The following is a 20,695-nucleotide window of genomic DNA, read 5'->3' on the forward strand; positions in this document are numbered from 1 at the left end:
TTATTTTAAATAAAATTACAATTTCGAGTTTACGAAAATAGATGTTTATAAATAAACAAAAAAGTACAAATTAGTCAAAAAGTACAAATACAATCTCATTCTGACTTCTTTTATTCAAAATCTTTGGGTAAAACCCCAAATTGCTGTTGAAAACACTTGGTGAAGTAAGAAGGTGAATTAAATCCAACCATATAACAGATCTCATTTACTTTGTAAACTTTTTCCTTGAGTAACTGTGCTGCTTTTTTCAGACGTTCTACCCTGATATACTCGTTGGGAGTGAGATCCAGCACACCTTTTATTTTTCGGTAAAAACTGGCACGGCTCATATTGAATTGCTCCGATATATCTTCCACAATAAATTCGGAATTGTCGAGATTTTCATGTACGATAGCATGTAATTTCTTAATAAACTCTTCATCCGATTTGGTGCGTACTATGCTGTTGGCACCGATAAACGGATTTTTCAGAAATGTTTCGCGTAGCTTTTCCCGGTTCTGCAGCAGATTAGCGATCTGCGCCATCAGCACTTCCAAAGAAAAGGGTTTATCAATATAGGCATCGGCGCCTGTCTCAAATCCCTGTACTTTAGATTCTACATTTACTTTTGCCGTGAGCAGTATCACCGGTATATGGCTGAATTCAATATCGAGTTTCACCCTTTTGGTCAGTTCCAGACCATCCATTTCCGGCATCATAATATCGCTCACAATAAGACTCACATTTTCCTCACGGAGTATTTCCAGTGCCTGCATCCCATTTTCTGCCGTCTTTATATGATAATGTGACGATAGAAACTTTTCTTCAAACCGCAACAATTCCACATCATCGTCGACCAAAAGTATGGTATAAGCCGCTACTGTTTTTTCAACATTTGCATCCGGTTCCTTTTTCCCTAATTCTCTCTCTGCTTCGGATACCACTTGATCGGTCTCACCAACTGGCAGTGTAAGATGAAAAAGGATCCATTCATCCTCATTCTCCAAAACCAGACTTCCTTTATGTAGTTCAGCCAAAGATTTGGAAAGCGCCAACCCGATACCAGTACCTGCAGTTTTACCATCGTTCTCTTTATCGAGATGCACAAAAGGTTTGAAGATCTCCTCCCTGTATTCATCAGGAATTTTTTCTCCGTCGTTTTCTGTAAGCAGGTGAAACGTGATGTTCTCTTCATCGGTTGAAATATATGCCTTCACTCGTACACAACTATCGCAATACTTAATGGCATTATTCAATAAATTGCTGACTATCTTCAGGAAAGCTTCTTTATCAAGCAGCACAAAAATATCATTATCTGGCAGATCAAGTTCAAAGGTCAAATTACGTTGCCTTGCCAGAGGGGTGAAACGCAGAAATGTCTCCCTGATCAGTTCCGAAGCATTCTGCCTGTGCAGATTCATTAAATAGGCATCCGATTCGGTCTTCCGAAAATCTAATAACTGATTGGTCAGGTTGAGCAGCCTATCGGTATTCTTGCTCATGATCTGCAGGTTCTCCTTTACATTATCGGATACCTGTCCAGTCATGATCACATGATCGAGAGGCGCTTTGATCAATGATAGAGGTGTACGGATCTCATGCGCCACATTGGTGAAAAAATCGATCTTCGACCGGTATAGTTCCCGTTCCTTTTCCTGCTCAAATATTCTCATTCTACGTCGTTGAACGCGTTGTTCACGCATATTCAAAACACGGAATAATAGTATAATTGAGAATGTAAGCAGCAAGAAATAAATCAAATAAGCCCAACCACTTAACCAGAACGGCGGACGTATCTGAATGGCAAGCGTCTTTATATTCCCTGCATTTTCATTTTCTTCATCTCCATTCAATTTGACTGTCAACCTGTATTTTCCCGGCATCAGATTGGAATATACAATATCCTGCTTATCTTTCGCATTGATCCACTCTTTATCAAACCCTTCGAGCCTGTATACAATATAATTTGAATTCAAATTGGAATAGTTGAGTACAGCATATTCCAATCTGAACGAATTTTTACTGTAAGGTAAGATCAATTCATCGGTATAGAGGATACTTTCCTTTAATAGGGATCGTTCGTCCGCAGGACTTGCCCGTTCATTTTTTACAAATAGTTCCGTAAAAACAATGGGTACGTCAAGTTTGGATTCACTAAAGGACGAAGGATTAAAACGCACAAAACCATCGGTAGAACCGAAATAGATAGTTCCATCGGAAGCCTTGTAACTCGACTTATAATTGAACTGATTGGTTTTTAATCCATTATCCACTGTATAATTTCTGAAAGTTCCCGATAAAGGATTATAACAGACAAGCCCTGAATTAGTGGAGAGCCATAAATTGGCATTATCGTCCTCTACTATTTGATACACCACGTCGTTTGGCAACCCTTTGGCACTGTTGAATGTAATAAATTCTTCAGTCTGTTTATCAAAACGGTAAAATCCTCCGCCTTCCGTGGTAACCCACAACCGTTTCCGGCTATCCTCAAAAACGCTTGTCAACTTATTGTATAACGTGTTTCTTGCACCGGAAGGATCATACAGGAAAACGTCCCACTCACGGGTAGCAGGGTCATACCGGTAAAGACCTTTAGTAAAAGTAGATACCCATATCTTCCCATCTGTGTCTTCAAAAATATCCTGAATATAAATCCCCTGAAATTCCTCAATACGGGTAAAGTTGTCTTCATTATAATTATAAATATTCAACCCGGACAGGTTGCCTATCCACAATGTATTCTGGCGGTCTTTATGGATGGCAAAAGTACTGTTATGGCTGATAGAGTTCGGGTCATCAGACTGTATGTAAGTAACCAATTCTCCTGTTTTCAGGTTATACCGGTTCAATCCTTTCGAAAAGGTACCAATCCATAGATAATCTCCATCAGCATACAGAGCATGAATATTCGTATAAAGCGATTGCAAGACGGACGGTAACGGCAAAAACTCATTCCTTACCGGATCGAACAAATTCAGGCCGTTATCTTCCGTTCCTATCCATATTTTTCCGTCGGGAGCGCTGCAGAATTCACGCACACGGCTACCTTTCATACCGTTATCCTGGGCAACAGGATAGAATAACTCGAATTGGTTATACTGGTTGGAATAATAATCGACTCCTCCAAAAAACGAGCCGATCCAGATTCCTCCTTCCCGGTCTTTATAAATGGAATAGATCGCATTGTCGGATAAGGAGTATGGGATATACCTGTTGTGACGGAGATTGCCAACCTCTCCGGTTTCAGTGTTATAGATATACAATCCCGATTCACTACCGATCCAGATCGTCTGCGGATCAATCCTCGCCAAACACCGGGCAAATATTGGTTCACCATATGCGTCTTCATCCAATAAAATACGATGTGTCATATTAACGGTATTTACACTTATAATACCTTTCGTAGAAGAAGCAATCAGCAATTGGTTATACTCGTCTGCCACCACTTTCCATATTTCACCTGTATCATATACCAAATCCGGATCATCTTTTAAATGATACTCGGAAACCTCTCCTGTTTTCTTATCGATCCGGATGAAAGGGAGATTATAGGGGAACGCCCAAACATGTCCATCCCTGCCAAGACACAGGCTTATCATCCGCATCCCTCCGGGAGTCTGGGGAATAGGATAATAGGTTAGCGCATCAGCCTTGAAATTATAACAAAAAACACCTTTTTCCTCCACGGAGATCCACATATCACCGTCGTTATCCAGCAGGATATCACTGACGACTCCATCCATCGATACATGATCGGCCGTAGTCTGTTCGAAACGTTTGAACTCCTCTCTACGGGGATTATAAATATAGATCCCGTCGTCCGTTCCTACCCAGAGATTATCATTTTTATCCTGAAGAATACGATGAAACACATTGTCACGCAGGTTTCCACCGGGAGAGAATTTAAAGATCTTGAATGAAGTACCGTCAAAACGGTTTAAACCGTCTTTTGTACCGAACCACATAAATCCCTGATTATCCTGAAAAATGGTAAAGACGGTATTCTGAGACAGCCCGTTATTGATATTGTAATGCTTAAAGGAATAGCCTGGTAAACAGAATAACTCTCCGCTGTTCATCATCAAAATAATGAACAACAAAATGATATAGTACAAATTCTGTTTCTTCTTACTCATTGAACCAAAAGCACAAACCACCTGTCATATATTCCGGAAAATATCCAGCAATTTTCCGACAACAAGATAAGGAAATATTTTTATTCAGCCATCACCGGCGTATCGTATTGTTCTTCAATATACATCTTATCCACGCCATCTACCTTTTCAAATCCGGCTCTTCCGATATACATTTTTCTTGGATGAATATTATTTTCATCATGGTGTGCGTGGAAGACAATACGTAAATCACCCTGTTTATCCCGGAACATAGCGCTATGCCCTACCCCAACCAGATCTCCTGGTTTTTGCAAGAGGGGATTGTCCGGATATTTTGTCCATTCACCGAAAATATCTGTCGCGGTGGCACAGCCGATACCGTAGAATTGGCTTTCATAACTGTTTGCAGAGTAGGTCATATAGTATATTCCATTGTGTTTCACAATAAAAGCTCCTTCATTGACCCGGGGCCAGACCTGTTCCCACTCCTGAGAAACATGAATACAGGGATGCAATGTTTCCGTTTTTATGGTCATCAGATCCTCTTCTAATTCAGCAACCCAGATATTTAATCCGTCATTGAAACGGTCGAAAAACAGATAGGGTTTACCATCATCATCAATAAACAACGAATTATCAATCGTTTTTTCACCTTCGATCATCGGTTTTTGAACAGGCTGTTTAAAGGGGCCGAACGGAGAGTCTGCCACCGCAACACAAATATGTTCCTCAGCGGAGTAATACATGTAAAACTTTCCGTTGACATAATACACTTCCGGTGCCCAAAACCATCTGTCACCATATGAATTATCTTTGTGCAGTGCCAGTTCCGGTGCTTTTTTCCATTCTTTCAAATCATCCGATGTATATACTTCAATTCCGTCATTGGCATTGGTGCCGTAAGCATAATAGACATCATCGTGTAACATAATGAACGGGTCGGCCAATCTTACAGGAGCTGCATCAGAATTAGTCTCCTCCGGTTTATCAACTCCCTTACAGGATATTGTCATAACGGATACACATATAAGCAGCAGATACCAGTATTGTTTCATTACTATAGAAATTTTTTAAACCTTCCTGACCCGAAAGCCAGGAAGGTTTATTGTTATTAATAATTAGGATTTTGTGAAATATTGGGGTTATTATTCACTTCATCAGACGGGATAGGCAATCGGCTATGACGACCGATCACGAAATTATTAAAATCCGGATCACGCGACTTCAATTCGTCTATGCCGGTCTGATTGTCAAGCAATCCCCAACGCTTGATATCAGCCCAGCGATGCCCTTCGGTCGCCAGTTCAAGCGCTCTCTCCATCTGTAGGCGTTTCAGGAAAGCATCTTTATCGGAAGTCGCAGCAGCATGGTTTACAGCAAGTGCCGGCATATTCACCCTTGCCCTTACCCTGTCGACATGTGCAACGGCATCAGCAAGATTTCCTCCTGACTGAACAATGCACTCTGCATACATCAACAATACGTCTGCAAACCGTACAAGCCTTACATTGGTGGGATTATGATAATCATCAAAGTCGCGAAAATGTTCCGAACTGTATTTCCGGTAAAATACACGTCCTTTCCAGTTGTCCCTGTTCCACGTATCTTCGTTGCTGACCTCACCATATATCCGTTCGTTATCAGGAAAATCCAGATGTTGTTCACTGTAAAATGCAGTGTGTCTCAAACGGATATCATAGTCATCGTTCAGGTTTTTTTCCTTTTTAAATTCAGTCACGAGCCACGGGCGTATTTCACCATCGGTCCATCCTATTCCGGGAGGAGCAAAAAATTGACCACGGTTCAACCCCAGGTTCGGGTCTACATCAAAATCTCCGTCTCCTGCAGGTGCTTTATTCACATCAGAATACTGTATCTCAAAAACAGATTCGATATTATTTTCCGTATTGCTCCTGAAATTATCGGCATAATTGGCAGTAAGATCGTAATAACTCTTGCCGGCACCTTCCACCAACCATTGTAAATCACTCCTTGCTTCGTCCCATTGGTACAGTTGCATATAGCATTTAGCCCTGAACGCCAGTGCGGCTCCTTTTGTTGCACGTCCTTTATTGGCACCGTCCCACTCTTCAGGCAACATTTTCTCGGCTTCTGTAAAGTCACTGATTGCCTGTTGATATACTTCGGTACCGGTATGTCCCTCGGGTTGCATACCCGGAGTAGATGGTTCCAGCACAATAGCCAGACTGTTATTTTCGCCACCCCACAACAATGCAAGGTTGTAGTAATAAAGTCCTCTCAGAAAATAGGCCTGTCCGAGTATCCTGGCTCTGTCGTTTTCATTTGCAAACGGTATATCAGGGACAAAATGTAATACCTGATTGGCCCGGAATATTGCTTCATAGCAGTCTCTGTAGGTCCAGCCGTTACCTTCCCAAAAATTATAGTTATTATACCTGAAATCGGTCCATTCTTTCAATTCTGCCCAGGGACTTTGGCTAAATCCCTCATCCGAAGTAAGATCGAAGCGGAACCATATCCATCGGCTATATGTTCCGGGTTTATAAAACATATTGTACACAGCATTGATGCCGTATTGCGCATCAGTTTCTGTTTTCCAAAAATTTTCTCTCATGATCGAATTTGGATTCTCCACACTCACATCACAAGCATTTAGCAGGAAAACAGCAAATAATATATATATGATTTTTTTCATTGTAATAAGTTTTCTGAGGGTTAGAATGATATTTGTGCTCCAAAAGTTACTCCGTAAGGATTCGGGAATGATCCTCCGTCATAGCTACGATCCCAGATATTGGTATTGAGGAATTCAGGATCCAAACCTGTATATGAAGTAAAGGTAATCAGATTCTGCGCATTTACATATACACGAATATTACTGAATGTGCTGCCAAGTATCGATTTTGGCAGGTTATATCCGAGCGCCACTTGTTTTACCTTGAGATAACTTCCGTTCTCCAACCAGCGGTCCTGATCGCCCCGCACATTACGGGAATCAGCATAAATAGGACGAGGATCTTTCGCATTTGGATTTTCCGGAGTCCATGGATCATAATTTGCCCGGTAATTCGAGTTGTCGTCAAACCGGTCGAACCCGCTTCGTGGGCCGTTGAACGACTTATGTCCGAATGCTCCTCCCAACTGGAATTGAAGGTCGAAATTTTTATATTCAAAGCCCAGATTCATTCCCAGTTGAAATTTAGGGATGGTAGATCCGCTATGCTGTCTGTCGGCATCCGTTATTATCCCGTCATCATTATAGTCTATATACTTCACATCACCGGGTTTAGCGTCAGGTTGAATAATTTTCCCCTCGCTATTGGTATGAGCGAATACCTCTTCTTGCGTACGGAACAATCCGTCGGTCTTGATAAGATACCATTCACCAATAGGGTGTCCGACAATAGATTTAGTATCCCATTGGGTAAATTCTTTGCGACCGTATCCTAATTCCAATATCTTGTTCTTAAGGTAAGAACCATTTACATTGATACTGTAACCGAAATCGGAGCCAATTTTATCTCTCCAGGTAGCAGAAATCTCAAGCCCCGTATTTTGTAATGTTGCAGCATTCACATAGGGATTACCACCATTATTTCCCGTCACCATCAATATCTGCATCGGAGTGAGAACATCTTTGGTTTCTTTCAGGAAATAATCCACGGAAAAATTCAGTCTGTTATTAAGTAACATGGCATCGAAGCCGGCATTGAGTTGGGTTAATTTCTCCCACCTCAGATCTGTATTAACCAGTTTTACCTGCGTCATACCTGTCGCCACAGATTGATCTACACCGAATATTGCCTGAGGAAACGAATTGATTAACTCTACATAATCCCAATATCCGATATTTGACGTTCCTAAAATACCATAGTTGGCTCTTAGTTTCAGGTCATTTATCCATGACACATCAAAGAAATCTTCCTGACTTATTCTCCATCCACCTGAAACAGAAGGGAAATAGCCGACTCTATTGTCTGAACTAAATTTAGAAGATTCATCTCGACGCATTGTAAAACTCAATAGATATTTTTCACCAAAATTATAATTGATTCGCCCAAACATCGAAAATAATTTCTCTAAATCTTTATAACTTCCGGTTTTTGGATTTCTCAGTGCCGCATCTAATTGTTCATAATACAATCCAGAAGCACTATTCATCAATACATCATTCTTTGTACCCCATATCTGTTCATACGTCGATGTCTGGTAACTAAGCCCAAATACGGAAGAAATATCATGTTTCCCGAATTTTTTATTGTATTCCAACGTGTTGTCAAAAACCAATCCCTGATACTGAGCCTGATTCTTATTCAAAGAAGAGGGATCATAAGGTTGATTATATGTCCAATAGCCTTCTTTCCGTAAATAAGAATGCTTATCATTACTAAAATCAAATCCAAGATTAAACCTGTATTTCAAAGTTTTCAATAATTCCAGTTCGGTAAAGAGATTCCCCCTGACCCGCAAGTTACTGTTTTTGGTATCTTCAAAGTCTTCCTTGGCAAAAGGGTTTGTTCCAAAAGTAACATCCCTGCTTCCATCACCATAACCGTATCCGCCTCTGGCTGCATTGTTCGGATCGTATATAGGAATAGTGGGAAGCATACGGTATACATCGATAATAGGATTTGTATTCAGTTCATCCACAGCAAAATGGCTTAACACAATATTTTCACCAATACGGAATGTAACATAATCACCAAAATCACGTGAAGCTGATGTATTTGATCGCAACGTGAAACGCTCACTCTGGCTTCCGATAGTTGTCCCCGAATTGTGTTGGTAGTTACCTGATATAAAATAGCGGCTACCGCTATTACCCCCCGAGAAAGATATATTGTGATCCTGTACGATACCGGTCTTAAATACCTCTTCCTGCCAGTCGGTATTTCCATCGAAATGGTTGGCCGGCTGCCGTCCGGCATTGGCAAAAGCCAAGTCGTTCAGCTCAATCCATTGATCCCGGTTCGTGAGGTTGTATCTGGGTAACCATTGCATGGTGGCACGCGAAGATACATCAATCTTCATTTTGCCTTCCTTCCCCTGTTTGGTGGTAATAATAATTACCCCGTTACCGGCTCTTGATCCGTAAATAGCTGCTGCTGATGCATCTTTCAATACCTGAATACTTTCAATATCGTTAAAATTGAAATCCCGGTTTGCACCGGAGACAACCCCATCGACAACATACAGTGGAGTACTATTTCCAAATGTACCCGTACCACGAATTTCCACTTTTCCTTCCCTACCCGGTGCACCGGCAGTACGTACGGTTACCCCGGGAAGAGTACCCAATGCGTCACCCACCGTACCGGTTACGATCGTATTTTTCATCTCGTCAGGATTAAATACGGAAACAGATCCTGTCAGGTCAGCCTTACGGATTGTCTGGTAACCGATGACTACCACTTCTTCCAACAGTTCTGCATCTTCGTCCAATGTAATCCTTACGGATGTTCTTCCATTAAGAGAAACAACCTGCGTTGTCATTCCCACATACGATACTTCCAAGGTTGCATTTGAAGGTACATTTTGCAGGACAAAATTACCGTCCATATCCGTAACGGTTCCGGTAGATGTGCCTTCTACCTGCACCGTTACGCCGACCAGTGGTTCTCCTTGGGTATCAGTAACCACACCTCTTACGGTAATTCCCTGTGCATACAAACATAAGGATAATGTCCACAACAGTACGGACAAGACCCCTTTCGATAAATTGAAAATTTGTTTTTTCATTCTCACATTTTGTTTAGATTATAAATTAAGTAAAAAAGATTTATAAAAATAAGTGCTAATCAGACGCTTATCGCCTCTATTGTTAAAAGGAATAAATGTATTTCCTCCGGGTGGAATAGATTAATGCCTCGCCTCTCATTTTTTGCAATTATTATATTAGCAAAAGAACTTTCTTCTTTACACTTGTCATGTCATAATCGTCTCAAAATGTATTAAAAATTTATCATAATTTTATATGCTATTGACTAATATCCCGTTAGGGAGAAGTAAAATATATCAAATTAACATAACAGCAGATTAGGTAAACAAAAAAAATCAGGAGATCAATAAAGGGTTATTCCCCTTTGATCTCCTGATTATACCTGAAAATACCGTAGCAAATTTACTGACCTGATCGGTTACTATTCTCTAGAGGATATATCGCTACAATTCATCCTCGATTGCCCTGATTTTCTTCTCCAATAAGATCAACTCTGATTTAATTTTTTCCACCTTCTGATTCATGTCGTCCAACAGGTGATTTCCCTTTTTGGAAGAAACCGAGAGGAACCCGATATTGTTTTCGTAAGTCTGCAATTCATTTTTTATGCGCTCATACTGGCGTACCAGTTTTTCGCGTTCCCTGAGAAGTTGACCTTTCGAGTTGTCGGATCGTGCCATATCGGAAATCGTGCTTTTATAAGCTTCCAGTTTCCTCTCAGCCTTACCAATATTCAACCTGTCGAACTGGGCTTCGGTCGCATCGTAGAACTCCTTATAAATACGATCCTTCATCTTATAAGGCACATGCCCAATCTCATACCATTTATCCATCAACTCATGCAACTGGGCCAATGCCTCTTCTGTTTCAAGACTGGTATCCAGCTGATTTATTTTATCGATAATGGCTTTTTTCTCATTCAGATTCTTTTGTTCCTGTTCATATTGCGATGAAGTGTGCAATTTCTTTTGTTCAAAAAAGTAATCACAAGCTGAGATAAACCGTTTCCAGATACTATCGACATATTTGTGAGGAACAATACCAATAGTTTTCCACTCTTTCTGGATTTCAATCATTTCCCTTGTCGTACTTTTCCAATCCTGGCTATCCTTAAGGGCTTCAGCACGTTCACAAAGAGCAGTTTTTTTCTTGAGGTTCTCTTCCATCTCCCCACGAAGAGATTTGTAGAACTCGTTTTTACTCCTGAAAAAGAAATCACAGGCAGCACGATAACGTTTATATATCTTTGTATTCCATTTTCTCGGTACAAATCCTATTTGGCGCCATTGCGATTGTATTTCGAGAACCTCTTTTACTTTGTTATTCCAATCTTTGACTGATTTAAGCTGGCTGTAATCAATTGCTTCGAGTTTCTCACAAAGCGCGGTCTTTAATTCCAGGTTTTCATTTTCTTTTTCCCTTAACTGTTCAAAATGGGCCTGGTATTTTTTATTGATTTGGGTTGAAGCCTCTTTGAATCGATTCCATATCTCTTCCCTCTCCTTTCTGGAAACAGGTCCGACCTCTCTCCATTCCTGATGCAGGTTTTGTAACTGATGGAAAGCCGAAACGATATCCGTTTCATCATTGAGTCTCTCCGCAGCTTCACATAATTCAGTCTTTATCTCCAGATTTTTCTTGAAATCATATTCCCTGAACTCATTATTGATACGCACCAGGTCATAGAACTTCTCCACATAACGCTGATACGATTTCCATAATTCGTTCACCTTTTCCTGGGGTATCAGTTTAATCTCGTTCCACTCCTGTTGAAGAGATTTGAACTCTTGGTAGATTTTATTAAAATCCTCCTGCCCCTGGGTCTCGGTCAATACTTTGACCTGTTCTATAATAGCCAGTTTTCTGGCTACATTTTTCTCTTTCTCGGCATCTTCTTTTGCGAGGATATCCGCCCGCTTTTCCTTTATTTTCTGGATTAATTCCTTTCCTTCGGTATAGATTTCCGGTTCTTTACCTATGAAATCAATCTCTTCTCCTCCTTTTGAGAGGAACTCCTGTTTTTGTGATTCTGTTTCATTCCGCAAAGAACGATAGAATTGATTTTTATACTCATCCACATCCTTGCGTTTGGGACTCTCAGAGGTCAACAGATCACGCAGGTTACGAACGATCTCTTCAATGGGGAGCAAGGTTACGGAAACATCATCTGCAAACGAGTCTTCATCAGCATCTTCTTCATCTTCTGAATCCGGGACACCGTTACCGTCATCCAAATCATAATCAATGGTGGATTCTTCCTCAACAGTTGCCTCTTCGCTAACATCTATCGGCTCCGGTTCCTTTACAGTTTTTTCTTCGCTGCCTTTTTCTTCCTCAATAACTTCTTCTGTGGTAGTACTCTCTTGTGTAGTTTTTTCTTCCGGAATAACTTCTTCCAAATTCAAATTCGTGCTCTTGACGACAGTTTGCTCCGTCTCATCCTCTTGCCCTTTGCTTTCGGGCAACTCTTCCCCGGTTACCTCTTCAGAAGCAATATCTCCCGTTTCCGGCAGATCATCTTTTTCGGGTTCTTCTACAGCAGGAATCTCAGTTTGAGGGATCTCTACCGCTGAATCCTCTTTCGGGAGTTCAGACTGCAGGTCTTTATTATTTTGGTCTTCTTTAACAGGTAATTTTTCGTTGTCAGGATTGTTTTTCGTATTCATCAGTAGTCCCTTAGTTTATTCAGGCTTTTAATGCCTATGTGTTGCGTTTCGATTTTTATCCTTTTTAAAACAAGATAGCAGTTTTTATCATTCGCCTACCTTTGCAAAGATAATACAAATTAACGCAATATTTTTGTGATTTCATACGATTAGTTCATTTTTTTCATTATTCACTTTCCCACTGTCCCATTTTCTCACTTTTATTATTTTTCCCTGAAAAAAATATTTATCGGAGTTCCTGAGAAATTCCAATTTTCGCGCATTCTGTTTTCTACAAACCGTTTATATGGTTCTTTGACCCATTGCGGCAGATTACAGAAGAAAACAAATGAAGGCACTTGAGTATTGGCTAATTGGGTGATATATTTGACCTTTATAAACTTTCCCTTGTTAGATGGAGGTGGTGTCCTTTCAATAATCGGTAACATCACCTCATTTAACTTACTGGTAGGTACTTTACGTTTTTTATTCTGATATACTTCTTTCGCGGTATCCATCACTTTGAGAATTCGTTGTTTAGTGAGCGCAGACCCAAAGATTATCGGAAAATCGGTAAAAGGTGCCAGACGTTCACGGATCGCATTTTCAAAAGTCTTAATCACAATATTGTCCTTTTCTTCTACCGTGTCCCATTTATTGACAAAAACAACCAATCCTTTCCGGTTCTTCTGTATAAGTGAGAAGATATTCAGATCCTGACTTTCAATCCCACGTGTAGCATCGAGCATCAGGATACATACATCGGCATTCTCTATCATCCGGATAGAGCGGATCACAGAGAAATACTCCAGATCCTCTGTCACCTTTCCCTTTTTACGGATACCGGCAGTATCGATCAGATAGAAATCCATACCAAATTTATTGTAGCGCATATTGATGGCATCACGTGTTGTACCGGCAATATCGGTTACAATGCTCCGGTCTTCACCGACCAAAGCATTGACCATGGAAGATTTTCCGGCATTAGGTCGACCTACTACGGCAAATTTAGGTACATCATCCAATTCCTCCTCGGTGTTATCTTTTGTGAACAATGTGAGTATGTGATCCAACAGGTCGCCGGTTCCCGAACCATTGATTGCAGATATGCTAAACGGATCACCTAATCCCAGGGAATAGAATTCTGCAGACTGGTGTCCCAACTCAAAATTATCTGATTTATTGGATATTACCACTACCGGCTTACCCGATTTACGCAGCATCTGGGCCACTCCTTCATCAAGATCGGTCAGACCATGCATTACATCTACTACAAACAGTATCACATCCGCCTCTTCAATGGCTATGCGAACCTGTTTATTGATCTCATCTTCCATTATATCATCGGAATTGACTACCCAACCACCTGTATCAACCAGCGAAAATTCCTGTCCGCCCCAGATCACTTTTCCGTACTGCCGATCACGCGTGGTACCTGCGGTTTCTGTTACAATAGCCTGACGGCTCTGTGTCAACCGATTAAAGAGGGTCGATTTCCCCACATTGGGTCTTCCTACTATCGCTACTAAGTTTTGCATATTTTTTTTAGAATCAAGAGCCAAGAACCAAGACTAATTGGTAATTGGTAATTATTCACATTAATCCAGCCGATACCCGAAAGTTTTCAGCATATTATCTCGATTACGCCAATCTTTTTCCACTTTTACATAAAGCTGCAAAAAGACCTTTTTCTCAAAGAACCGTTCAATATCCTTTCGTGCCATCGTACCCAGTTTTTTCAATGATTCTCCTTTGTGTCCAATCACTATACCTTTTTGAGAATCACGCTCTACCATCACAACCGCCCTTATCCTGATTATATCATTTTCTTCTTTAAACTCCTCCACGACCACTTCTATGGAATAGGGAACCTCTTTCTGATAGATAAGTAACGCTTTCTCTCTGATAATTTCAGTAACAAAAAAGCGTGCGGGTTTATCAGTAAGCGCATCCTTTTCAAAATAGGGTGGCGATTCCGGTAACAGTTCCAGAATGCGATTCTGTATCACATCGATACTAAAATTATTCAGTGCCGAAATGGGATAGATCTCAGCCTGCGGCAACAATTCTCTCCATTGCGTAACCATTTTCTCTAGCTCATCCTGATTAGTCTGGTCTATTTTATTGATCAGCAGGAGAATCGGCAAATTTAATCGTTGCACTTTACCCAAAAACTCGTCATTTTTATCGATTTTCTCTACCACATCGGTCACATAGAGCAACACATCAGCATCATCCAGTGCCGACAAGGAGAAATTCAACATCGATTCCTGTAACTTGTAATTGGGACGTAGTACCCCCGGCGTATCGGAATAGACGACCTGATACTCGGGCTTGTTCACGATACCGATAATACGGTGACGCGTGGTCTGTGACTTTGATGTGATAATCGATATCTTCTCTCCCACCAACCTGTTCATCAGTGTGGATTTACCTACATTGGGATTACCCACTATATTGACAAAACCGGAACGATGTTTATTCTGTGACATATATATAACCCGTTAATAGGACAAAGATAACAACTAGTGAACGATTTTACCCCATCATTTCTCAATAAAGACAAAAAACGCACCGTTCCCGATGCGTTATAGTGTATAATTTTTCACTTTTCACTATTCATTTTTCATTTCCCATCGTATCCCCACTTCAGATAAACGCCACCCCAGGAGAAACCGGCTCCGAAAGCAACCAGGATTATATTATCTCTCTTTTTCAGTTTGGGTTCCCACTCCCACAAACAAAGCGGGATAGTACCGGCACTGGTATTTCCGTAACGCTCAATATTGATCATCACTTTCTCACGGGGCAGCCCGGTACGGTCTATCGTCGCATCAATAATACGCATATTGGCTTGATGTGGAACGAGCCAGTTCACATCGTCGATGGAAAGATTATTGCGCTCCATAATATTCAATGACACCTCAGCCATACGTGAGACTGCGTGCTTAAATACCACTTTGCCGTCCTGATGTACGGTATGTTCGGCATTTTCCACCGTCTCATGTGTCGCCGGGAATTTACTACCTCCGGCCTTCATCTGCAATGGCTGATAGCCCACTCCATCCGAATGAAGTTCGGCATCAATGATACCTATATTCTCCTCGGTAGGTTCTATCATGACCGCCCCTACTGCGTCACCAAAAAGGGGACATGTGGTACGGTCCTTATAATTGGTAATGGACGACATTTTATCACCGGCCAACAGGATGATTTTTTTATACTTACCTGTCTGGATGAGACCATTGCAGATCTCCAATCCGTAAACAAATCCTGAACAGGCCACTTCCATATCGAAACAGAAAGCATTTTTGATACCGTTGTTCTCTGCCACGATAGAGGCTGCTGAAGGAAAGAAATGATCCGGAGTGGAGGTAGCGAAGATTACCACATCAACCTCTTGGGGAGCCGTATTTGTTTTCTCCAATAACTCTTTAACTGCGGGGGTACCCAATACCGAAATCCCTTGCTGTTCACCTTTTAAAATCCGCCGCTCCTTTATCCCTACCCGGGTCATGATCCAGTCATCAGAGGTATCGACCATGGTAGCGAGCTCTTCATTGGTGAGGATGTAATCCGGCACTTTGGCTGTGATTCCAGTAATTACGGCGTTTAATTGTCTCATCGTGGTAAAAAATAATTATTGAAAAAGACCCTGAAAGGCAATTCTGACGTTTCAGGGTCTACTATTTCTGTAAACTAAAGGATAATTATGCCGTTACGTCTTTTTCAATAGCCAGTTTACCTCTGTAGTAACCACATTCACCGCATACGGTATGATAAATGTGCCATGCACCACAGTTAGGGCAGATTGCCATTGTAGGCAATTTGGCATGATCGTGCGCTCTCCTTTTACCTTGTCTCGCAGAAGACTGTCTTCTTTTTGGATGTGCCATTTCTATATTTGGTTTTTAATTATTTATATATTCAATTTTCATACGATTATTTCACTCTTACATTTTGGTGTATGGAACCTTTAATATTTAAAATAATCATTCCCTTCGGATGTTTAATAATTATTTTAAACATGTCGGTTTCATTCCAGATTCAATCCTTTGAGTGCATCCCAACGGGGATCGTTGTCCTGGGATTCTTCTTCGTCGGAAAAATCATCATCCGGAATCTCTCCGTCATCATCATCGGTATCGTCTACACTGACCGCCCGATGTTTACGTAATTTGGAGGATACCGCCCTGTTACACTCTCCTGTTGGATGTACATGTTTTATAGGTATGGTCAGGGCAATAAATTCGTACAGGAACCAGGCAATATTGATCTCTCCTTCCTCTTCGGGGATGATCACTATCTCATCGCTTTCCTCAGAATATTCCTTACCAAATTTCACGATCAACCGGCTCTGCGTATCCACATCTAAATTCATATCATCCAGACACCGTGTACAAGGCACCTGGACAACTCCTTTAAGATCGAAAATACATTCGAAAGTGGATGACGTTTTCCGTACTTTGACCGTCACCTTCACATTACCCTTCCGTACTTCGTCTCCATCAATGGCATCGAAGAACTTTCTATCCAATTCATACTCAAAGGTATGCACTCCTTCAGAAAGATTTTTCAGGGAAATATTGTACAAACTAAATTTTGCCACGTTTTTTCCTCAAAATAAAGCGGTGCAAAGATAGTAATTTTTTCTTTACACCGCCTGTTTTTGGTTAATATATTTATTAATTACCAATTAGCAATTACTAATTACTAATTACCAATGTCTTGAATCCTGGTTCTTGGTTCTCAAATCCTAAATTTTGAGTCCCCTTTAAAAAATATATTTTTTCAATTTCACCCCTTCCAGAAGCATCTATAGGGCATCATATTCTCTTAAATTCGACTTATTCAAGTAGACTCAATTTTGAATCCTAAATTTTGAATCTTGAATTTTAAATCTTGAATTTTAAATCTTGAATTTTAAATCTTGAATTTTAAATCTTGAATTTCAACCCCTTGCCGCTTCTTTTACAATCTGCTGCATTTTCTCAAAGTTTTCCTCAAGGCTTTGCAACAATTTGAACTGCGCTTTGGTCCGCATAAAATTATGTTCCGGATAAGCGATCTTATAGTATGTATCCCCATCAATATAATCTGTAAAGAAGCGTACCATCTGCATATAGGTCAGCAGTTTGGCTCCAAATGCCAGATTATTTATCTCCACATCAGTAAGGAAAGATACTGCATTTTTCAGGTAACCTTTCGCATAAGCTTCAAAAATATCCAGATCGACAGATACATTTTCCAGATTTTTATCGTCTTCGGCACCCGTATTGGCTCCTGTGCGGATAAAATCACCAAAATCTGAAAGCACATAGCCCGGCATGACGGTATCCAGATCCACCACACAGAGTACCTGGTCGCCATTATCAAAGAGAACATTATTCACTTTGGTATCGCAATGGTTGATCCGCTTGGGCAACTTACCTTCACGGTGTAATTTCTCCGCTTTGCACATCTCCTCTGCACGATCTTCAATCTCTTTTACCAATCCGGCTACTTTATCCAGTCGACCTGCCTTATTTGCTTTCACAGCCTCACGGAATGTCTCTAAACGAGCTTCCATATTATGGAAGTTGGGAATGGTCTCGAACAAGGGTTCACCCGGCAGGTCTGCCAACATTTTCTGAAAATCGCCAAAAGCCATTCCAGCACGGTATGCCAATTCGGGATTGATCTCATCGTAACTTTTACTCTCTTTGATAAAATCCATTACCCGCCAGTAATCACCTATGGTATCCTGGTAATAAAGCGCGCCATCCAGTGTGGGAACCAAGGTTAGTACACGGCGATCCACATCAGGGACACCTTGTTCTTCCAGTTTCTTACGAATATGTTCCGTCACCCTTTGGATATTGTTTTGCAATTCCGGCACATTCTTGAATATATGGTGATTGATCCGTTGCAATACATACTCCTTATCACCCGATACCACTTTGTATGAGTCATTGATATGTCCTTTACCAAGCGGTTTAATCTCCACGTTAGTATCGTCTCCGATGAATTGGGAAACGATCTCTTTCAATTTGTTCATCTCGTCCATTATATTTCAATTACATTAGTCATTTTGAGTCGCCTTCGCTCCTCGATTTCCAATTCTCGCTATGGCAAAGTTCAAACAAGTTTGACTTTGCTCATTTAGCTTAACGAAAACGTTATTTTAGTTTTTATTTCCTCGAAAAAAGATACCCTCATTGTTGTTACTCCAATTCCAACAATCCGAAGAACTGGGGGACATGGAAATTCGGTTGGGGTAGATCGATGGGATTCCAACTTAAGAAGTGTGGTTCAGGTGTTTCATCACCACATTTATAGAAATTAGCCTTTATCTTTTGCCCCGAAAGCGATTCATGGGCATCAAAGCCCAGGGCTTTTTTGGGTATCTCCAAATACATGTTCCAATCACTCACCTGCCGGTTCCCTTCATATCTGTGGCAAACAGTACCATATCTGTAAATAGTAGGCATTTCAGGCGTCTGGTTCTCACCTTTCCCCTTTCTTTCGTTCTGCCGGGAAAGTAACACTCCCAATACATTGCATTCGAAATTGCGATATATGTTTTCTCCTTCACGTTGCATGAAAAACTCTACGCAGCTATCTTCCCATACCGATCCGAAATCTTCGGTATTTGCTGCACGGACAGCTTCACCGATCACTGTATAGTAGAGGTAAAGCTTTTCTCCATCATGCGCCACCCGCACTGTTACGGGCAGACTTTTAGGGAAATCATCCTTCCAGTTCACCTGATCGATTGGAGCTTCTGCCCCTCCTTCGTGGAGCATTTTTATCTTATCAAATACCGTTTCAAGTTGTGAAACATTTTGCTTGGGCACCTGTAGTGTTCTCATATATTTTTTACTTTTTCTTACCGGCACATGGAGTATCTAAGAATTATAAACCGAAAGTTAAATGATTCATCAATCAACAAACCGTCGCATTACCCAATTACCTCATCAATAAAATTTCCCCAAAGATATTCTTTTTAGCCAAAACAGACAAAAATATTACTTTTAAATCAGTGTATAACCCTGGATGTCATCCGGCCATCACCATGAAGGATTAATTTATCCGGCAACAGTCCGATAGTGCCGTATGATTTTGATTGGCAATTTCAAACCTTAAGGAAAATATTTCTTTTATACATCATCCATAAAATCAGGTAAATAATAACTGCATTTGAAGCTGCTATCAATACCGGATACCAAGCGCCTATATATTGTTCCGTCCCTTGAAAAAGAGATTGACCAACAGAGCTGAAATTTATACACATAGCTAACATATAAGCCACGATAGAATTCATGCCATAGACTTTGAGCCATGTCAAATACTTCCGATGCCCCTTATAATCAATCCAATAATAAAATATCGCCATCAATAAGAAACAATATCCGCTACTGACCAACACCATGGAACTGGTCCATATTTTCTTGATTACAGGCATCTGGAAATACCACAACCAACCGGCCACAACCATAGCAATACCTATTCCGAGTAATAATTGCCATTTCTTCTTCGGATCAGCTTCCTTATTTTTCAGGATATGCCCTGCAAAAAGGCCTGTGAGTACGGTTACGGCAAAGTTCAGGCTGCTGAGAATCCAGGTATATCTATACCACGGGGAAAATACGACTTCGCCGTCAACCACCTTCGCACCATCGCGGAAACGCCCCAAAACAATCCTGTCGATCCATTCCGCGAGATTACCATCCGGCATATAATTACCTCCGCCATAATTTCCTACCGTCACGAACTGCATAACAGCCCAATAAATAACGAGTAATCCTGCGGCCACTCCGATTTGTGTCTTTGCTTTCGTATGTAAAAAGAGCATGGAAGAAACAAGGTACCCCACAGCTATACTCTGAAGTGTATTCGAATAAAAATAAATCCGGCTGGGATCTAAACCCAGCAGGTTACCCTGGCACATCATCCCAAATATCCACAATAAAAGAAACCTTTTTACAATACGGCGGTATATGGGTAATTTATTGGGCTCTGATCTGTAACGGGACAATGCAAAAGGGATCGATACTCCTGCCATGAAAAGGAACAGAGGCATTACCAGATCCCAAGGCGAAAAACCTGTCCATTCCACATGTGAGAAATTCCACAAAAACTTATCATACCACGACTGGTTTATGGGGGCCTTCATACGGTGTATGAACACTTCTAATCCTACCAAACAAAATAAGTCAAACCCGCGGAGTACGTCTAAAGATTCTAAGCGTTGTAATTTTTGTTTTTCCATA

General features: G+C 40.9%; 13 protein-coding genes. All 13 read right to left on the reverse strand.

Annotated features, from left to right (window positions below; translation table 11 throughout):
• Positions 1–110: 110 nt before the first annotated feature.
• The gene (locus U2P89_RS12600; protein ID WP_322191559.1) at positions 111–4,118 is read right to left on the reverse strand and encodes a hybrid sensor histidine kinase/response regulator transcription factor; all 4,008 of its coding nucleotides are present in this window, start codon (positions 4,116–4,118) and stop codon (positions 111–113) included.
• Between the two features lie 80 nt (positions 4,119–4,198).
• On the reverse strand, positions 4,199–5,110 hold the full coding sequence (locus tag U2P89_RS12605) for a glycoside hydrolase family 43 protein (protein ID WP_322191579.1): 912 nt from the start codon (positions 5,108–5,110) through the stop codon (positions 4,199–4,201).
• A 98-nt stretch (positions 5,111–5,208) separates the two neighbouring features.
• Positions 5,209–6,774, reverse strand: coding sequence for a RagB/SusD family nutrient uptake outer membrane protein (locus U2P89_RS12610; RefSeq protein WP_313381856.1), 1,566 nt, complete (start codon positions 6,772–6,774; stop codon positions 5,209–5,211).
• A gap of 20 nt (positions 6,775–6,794) precedes the next feature.
• Positions 6,795–9,818 (reverse strand): TonB-dependent receptor, encoded by a 3,024-nt coding sequence (locus tag U2P89_RS12615; RefSeq protein ID WP_322191560.1) that lies wholly within the window; start codon positions 9,816–9,818, stop codon positions 6,795–6,797.
• A 423-nt stretch (positions 9,819–10,241) separates the two neighbouring features.
• Entirely contained in the window at positions 10,242–12,464 is a 2,223-nt protein-coding gene (locus U2P89_RS12620) for a DUF349 domain-containing protein (RefSeq protein WP_322191561.1), read from the reverse strand.
• 203 nt (positions 12,465–12,667) lie between these two features.
• Positions 12,668–13,981, reverse strand: a complete 1,314-nt coding sequence (gene der / locus U2P89_RS12625) for a ribosome biogenesis GTPase Der (protein WP_076929597.1) — start codon at positions 13,979–13,981, stop codon at positions 12,668–12,670.
• A gap of 60 nt (positions 13,982–14,041) precedes the next feature.
• Positions 14,042–14,935 carry a GTPase Era gene (era, locus tag U2P89_RS12630; protein WP_091909574.1) on the reverse strand — a complete coding sequence of 298 codons (894 nt, stop codon included), beginning with the start codon at positions 14,933–14,935 and terminating at the stop codon, positions 14,042–14,044.
• A gap of 134 nt (positions 14,936–15,069) precedes the next feature.
• Positions 15,070–16,068, reverse strand: coding sequence for a beta-ketoacyl-ACP synthase III (locus U2P89_RS12635; protein WP_322191562.1), 999 nt, complete (start codon positions 16,066–16,068; stop codon positions 15,070–15,072).
• 85 nt (positions 16,069–16,153) lie between these two features.
• Entirely contained in the window at positions 16,154–16,339 is a 186-nt protein-coding gene (rpmF, locus tag U2P89_RS12640) for a 50S ribosomal protein L32 (RefSeq protein WP_076929590.1), read from the reverse strand.
• A gap of 140 nt (positions 16,340–16,479) precedes the next feature.
• The gene (locus U2P89_RS12645; RefSeq protein WP_322191563.1) at positions 16,480–17,052 is read right to left on the reverse strand and encodes a DUF177 domain-containing protein; all 573 of its coding nucleotides are present in this window, start codon (positions 17,050–17,052) and stop codon (positions 16,480–16,482) included.
• 342 nt (positions 17,053–17,394) lie between these two features.
• Positions 17,395–18,480, reverse strand: coding sequence for an aminoglycoside phosphotransferase family protein (locus tag U2P89_RS12650; protein WP_322191580.1), 1,086 nt, complete (start codon positions 18,478–18,480; stop codon positions 17,395–17,397).
• A gap of 166 nt (positions 18,481–18,646) precedes the next feature.
• Positions 18,647–19,294, reverse strand: coding sequence for a carbohydrate-binding family 9-like protein (locus U2P89_RS12655; protein WP_313381852.1), 648 nt, complete (start codon positions 19,292–19,294; stop codon positions 18,647–18,649).
• A 263-nt stretch (positions 19,295–19,557) separates the two neighbouring features.
• Positions 19,558–20,694, reverse strand: a complete 1,137-nt coding sequence (locus U2P89_RS12660) for an acyltransferase family protein (RefSeq protein WP_322191564.1) — start codon at positions 20,692–20,694, stop codon at positions 19,558–19,560.
• Position 20,695 lies beyond the last annotated feature (1 nt).

Origin of the sequence: Proteiniphilum sp. (assembly GCF_034331125.1) — a bacterium.
Lineage (GTDB): Bacteria > Bacteroidota > Bacteroidia > Bacteroidales > Dysgonomonadaceae > Proteiniphilum > Proteiniphilum saccharofermentans.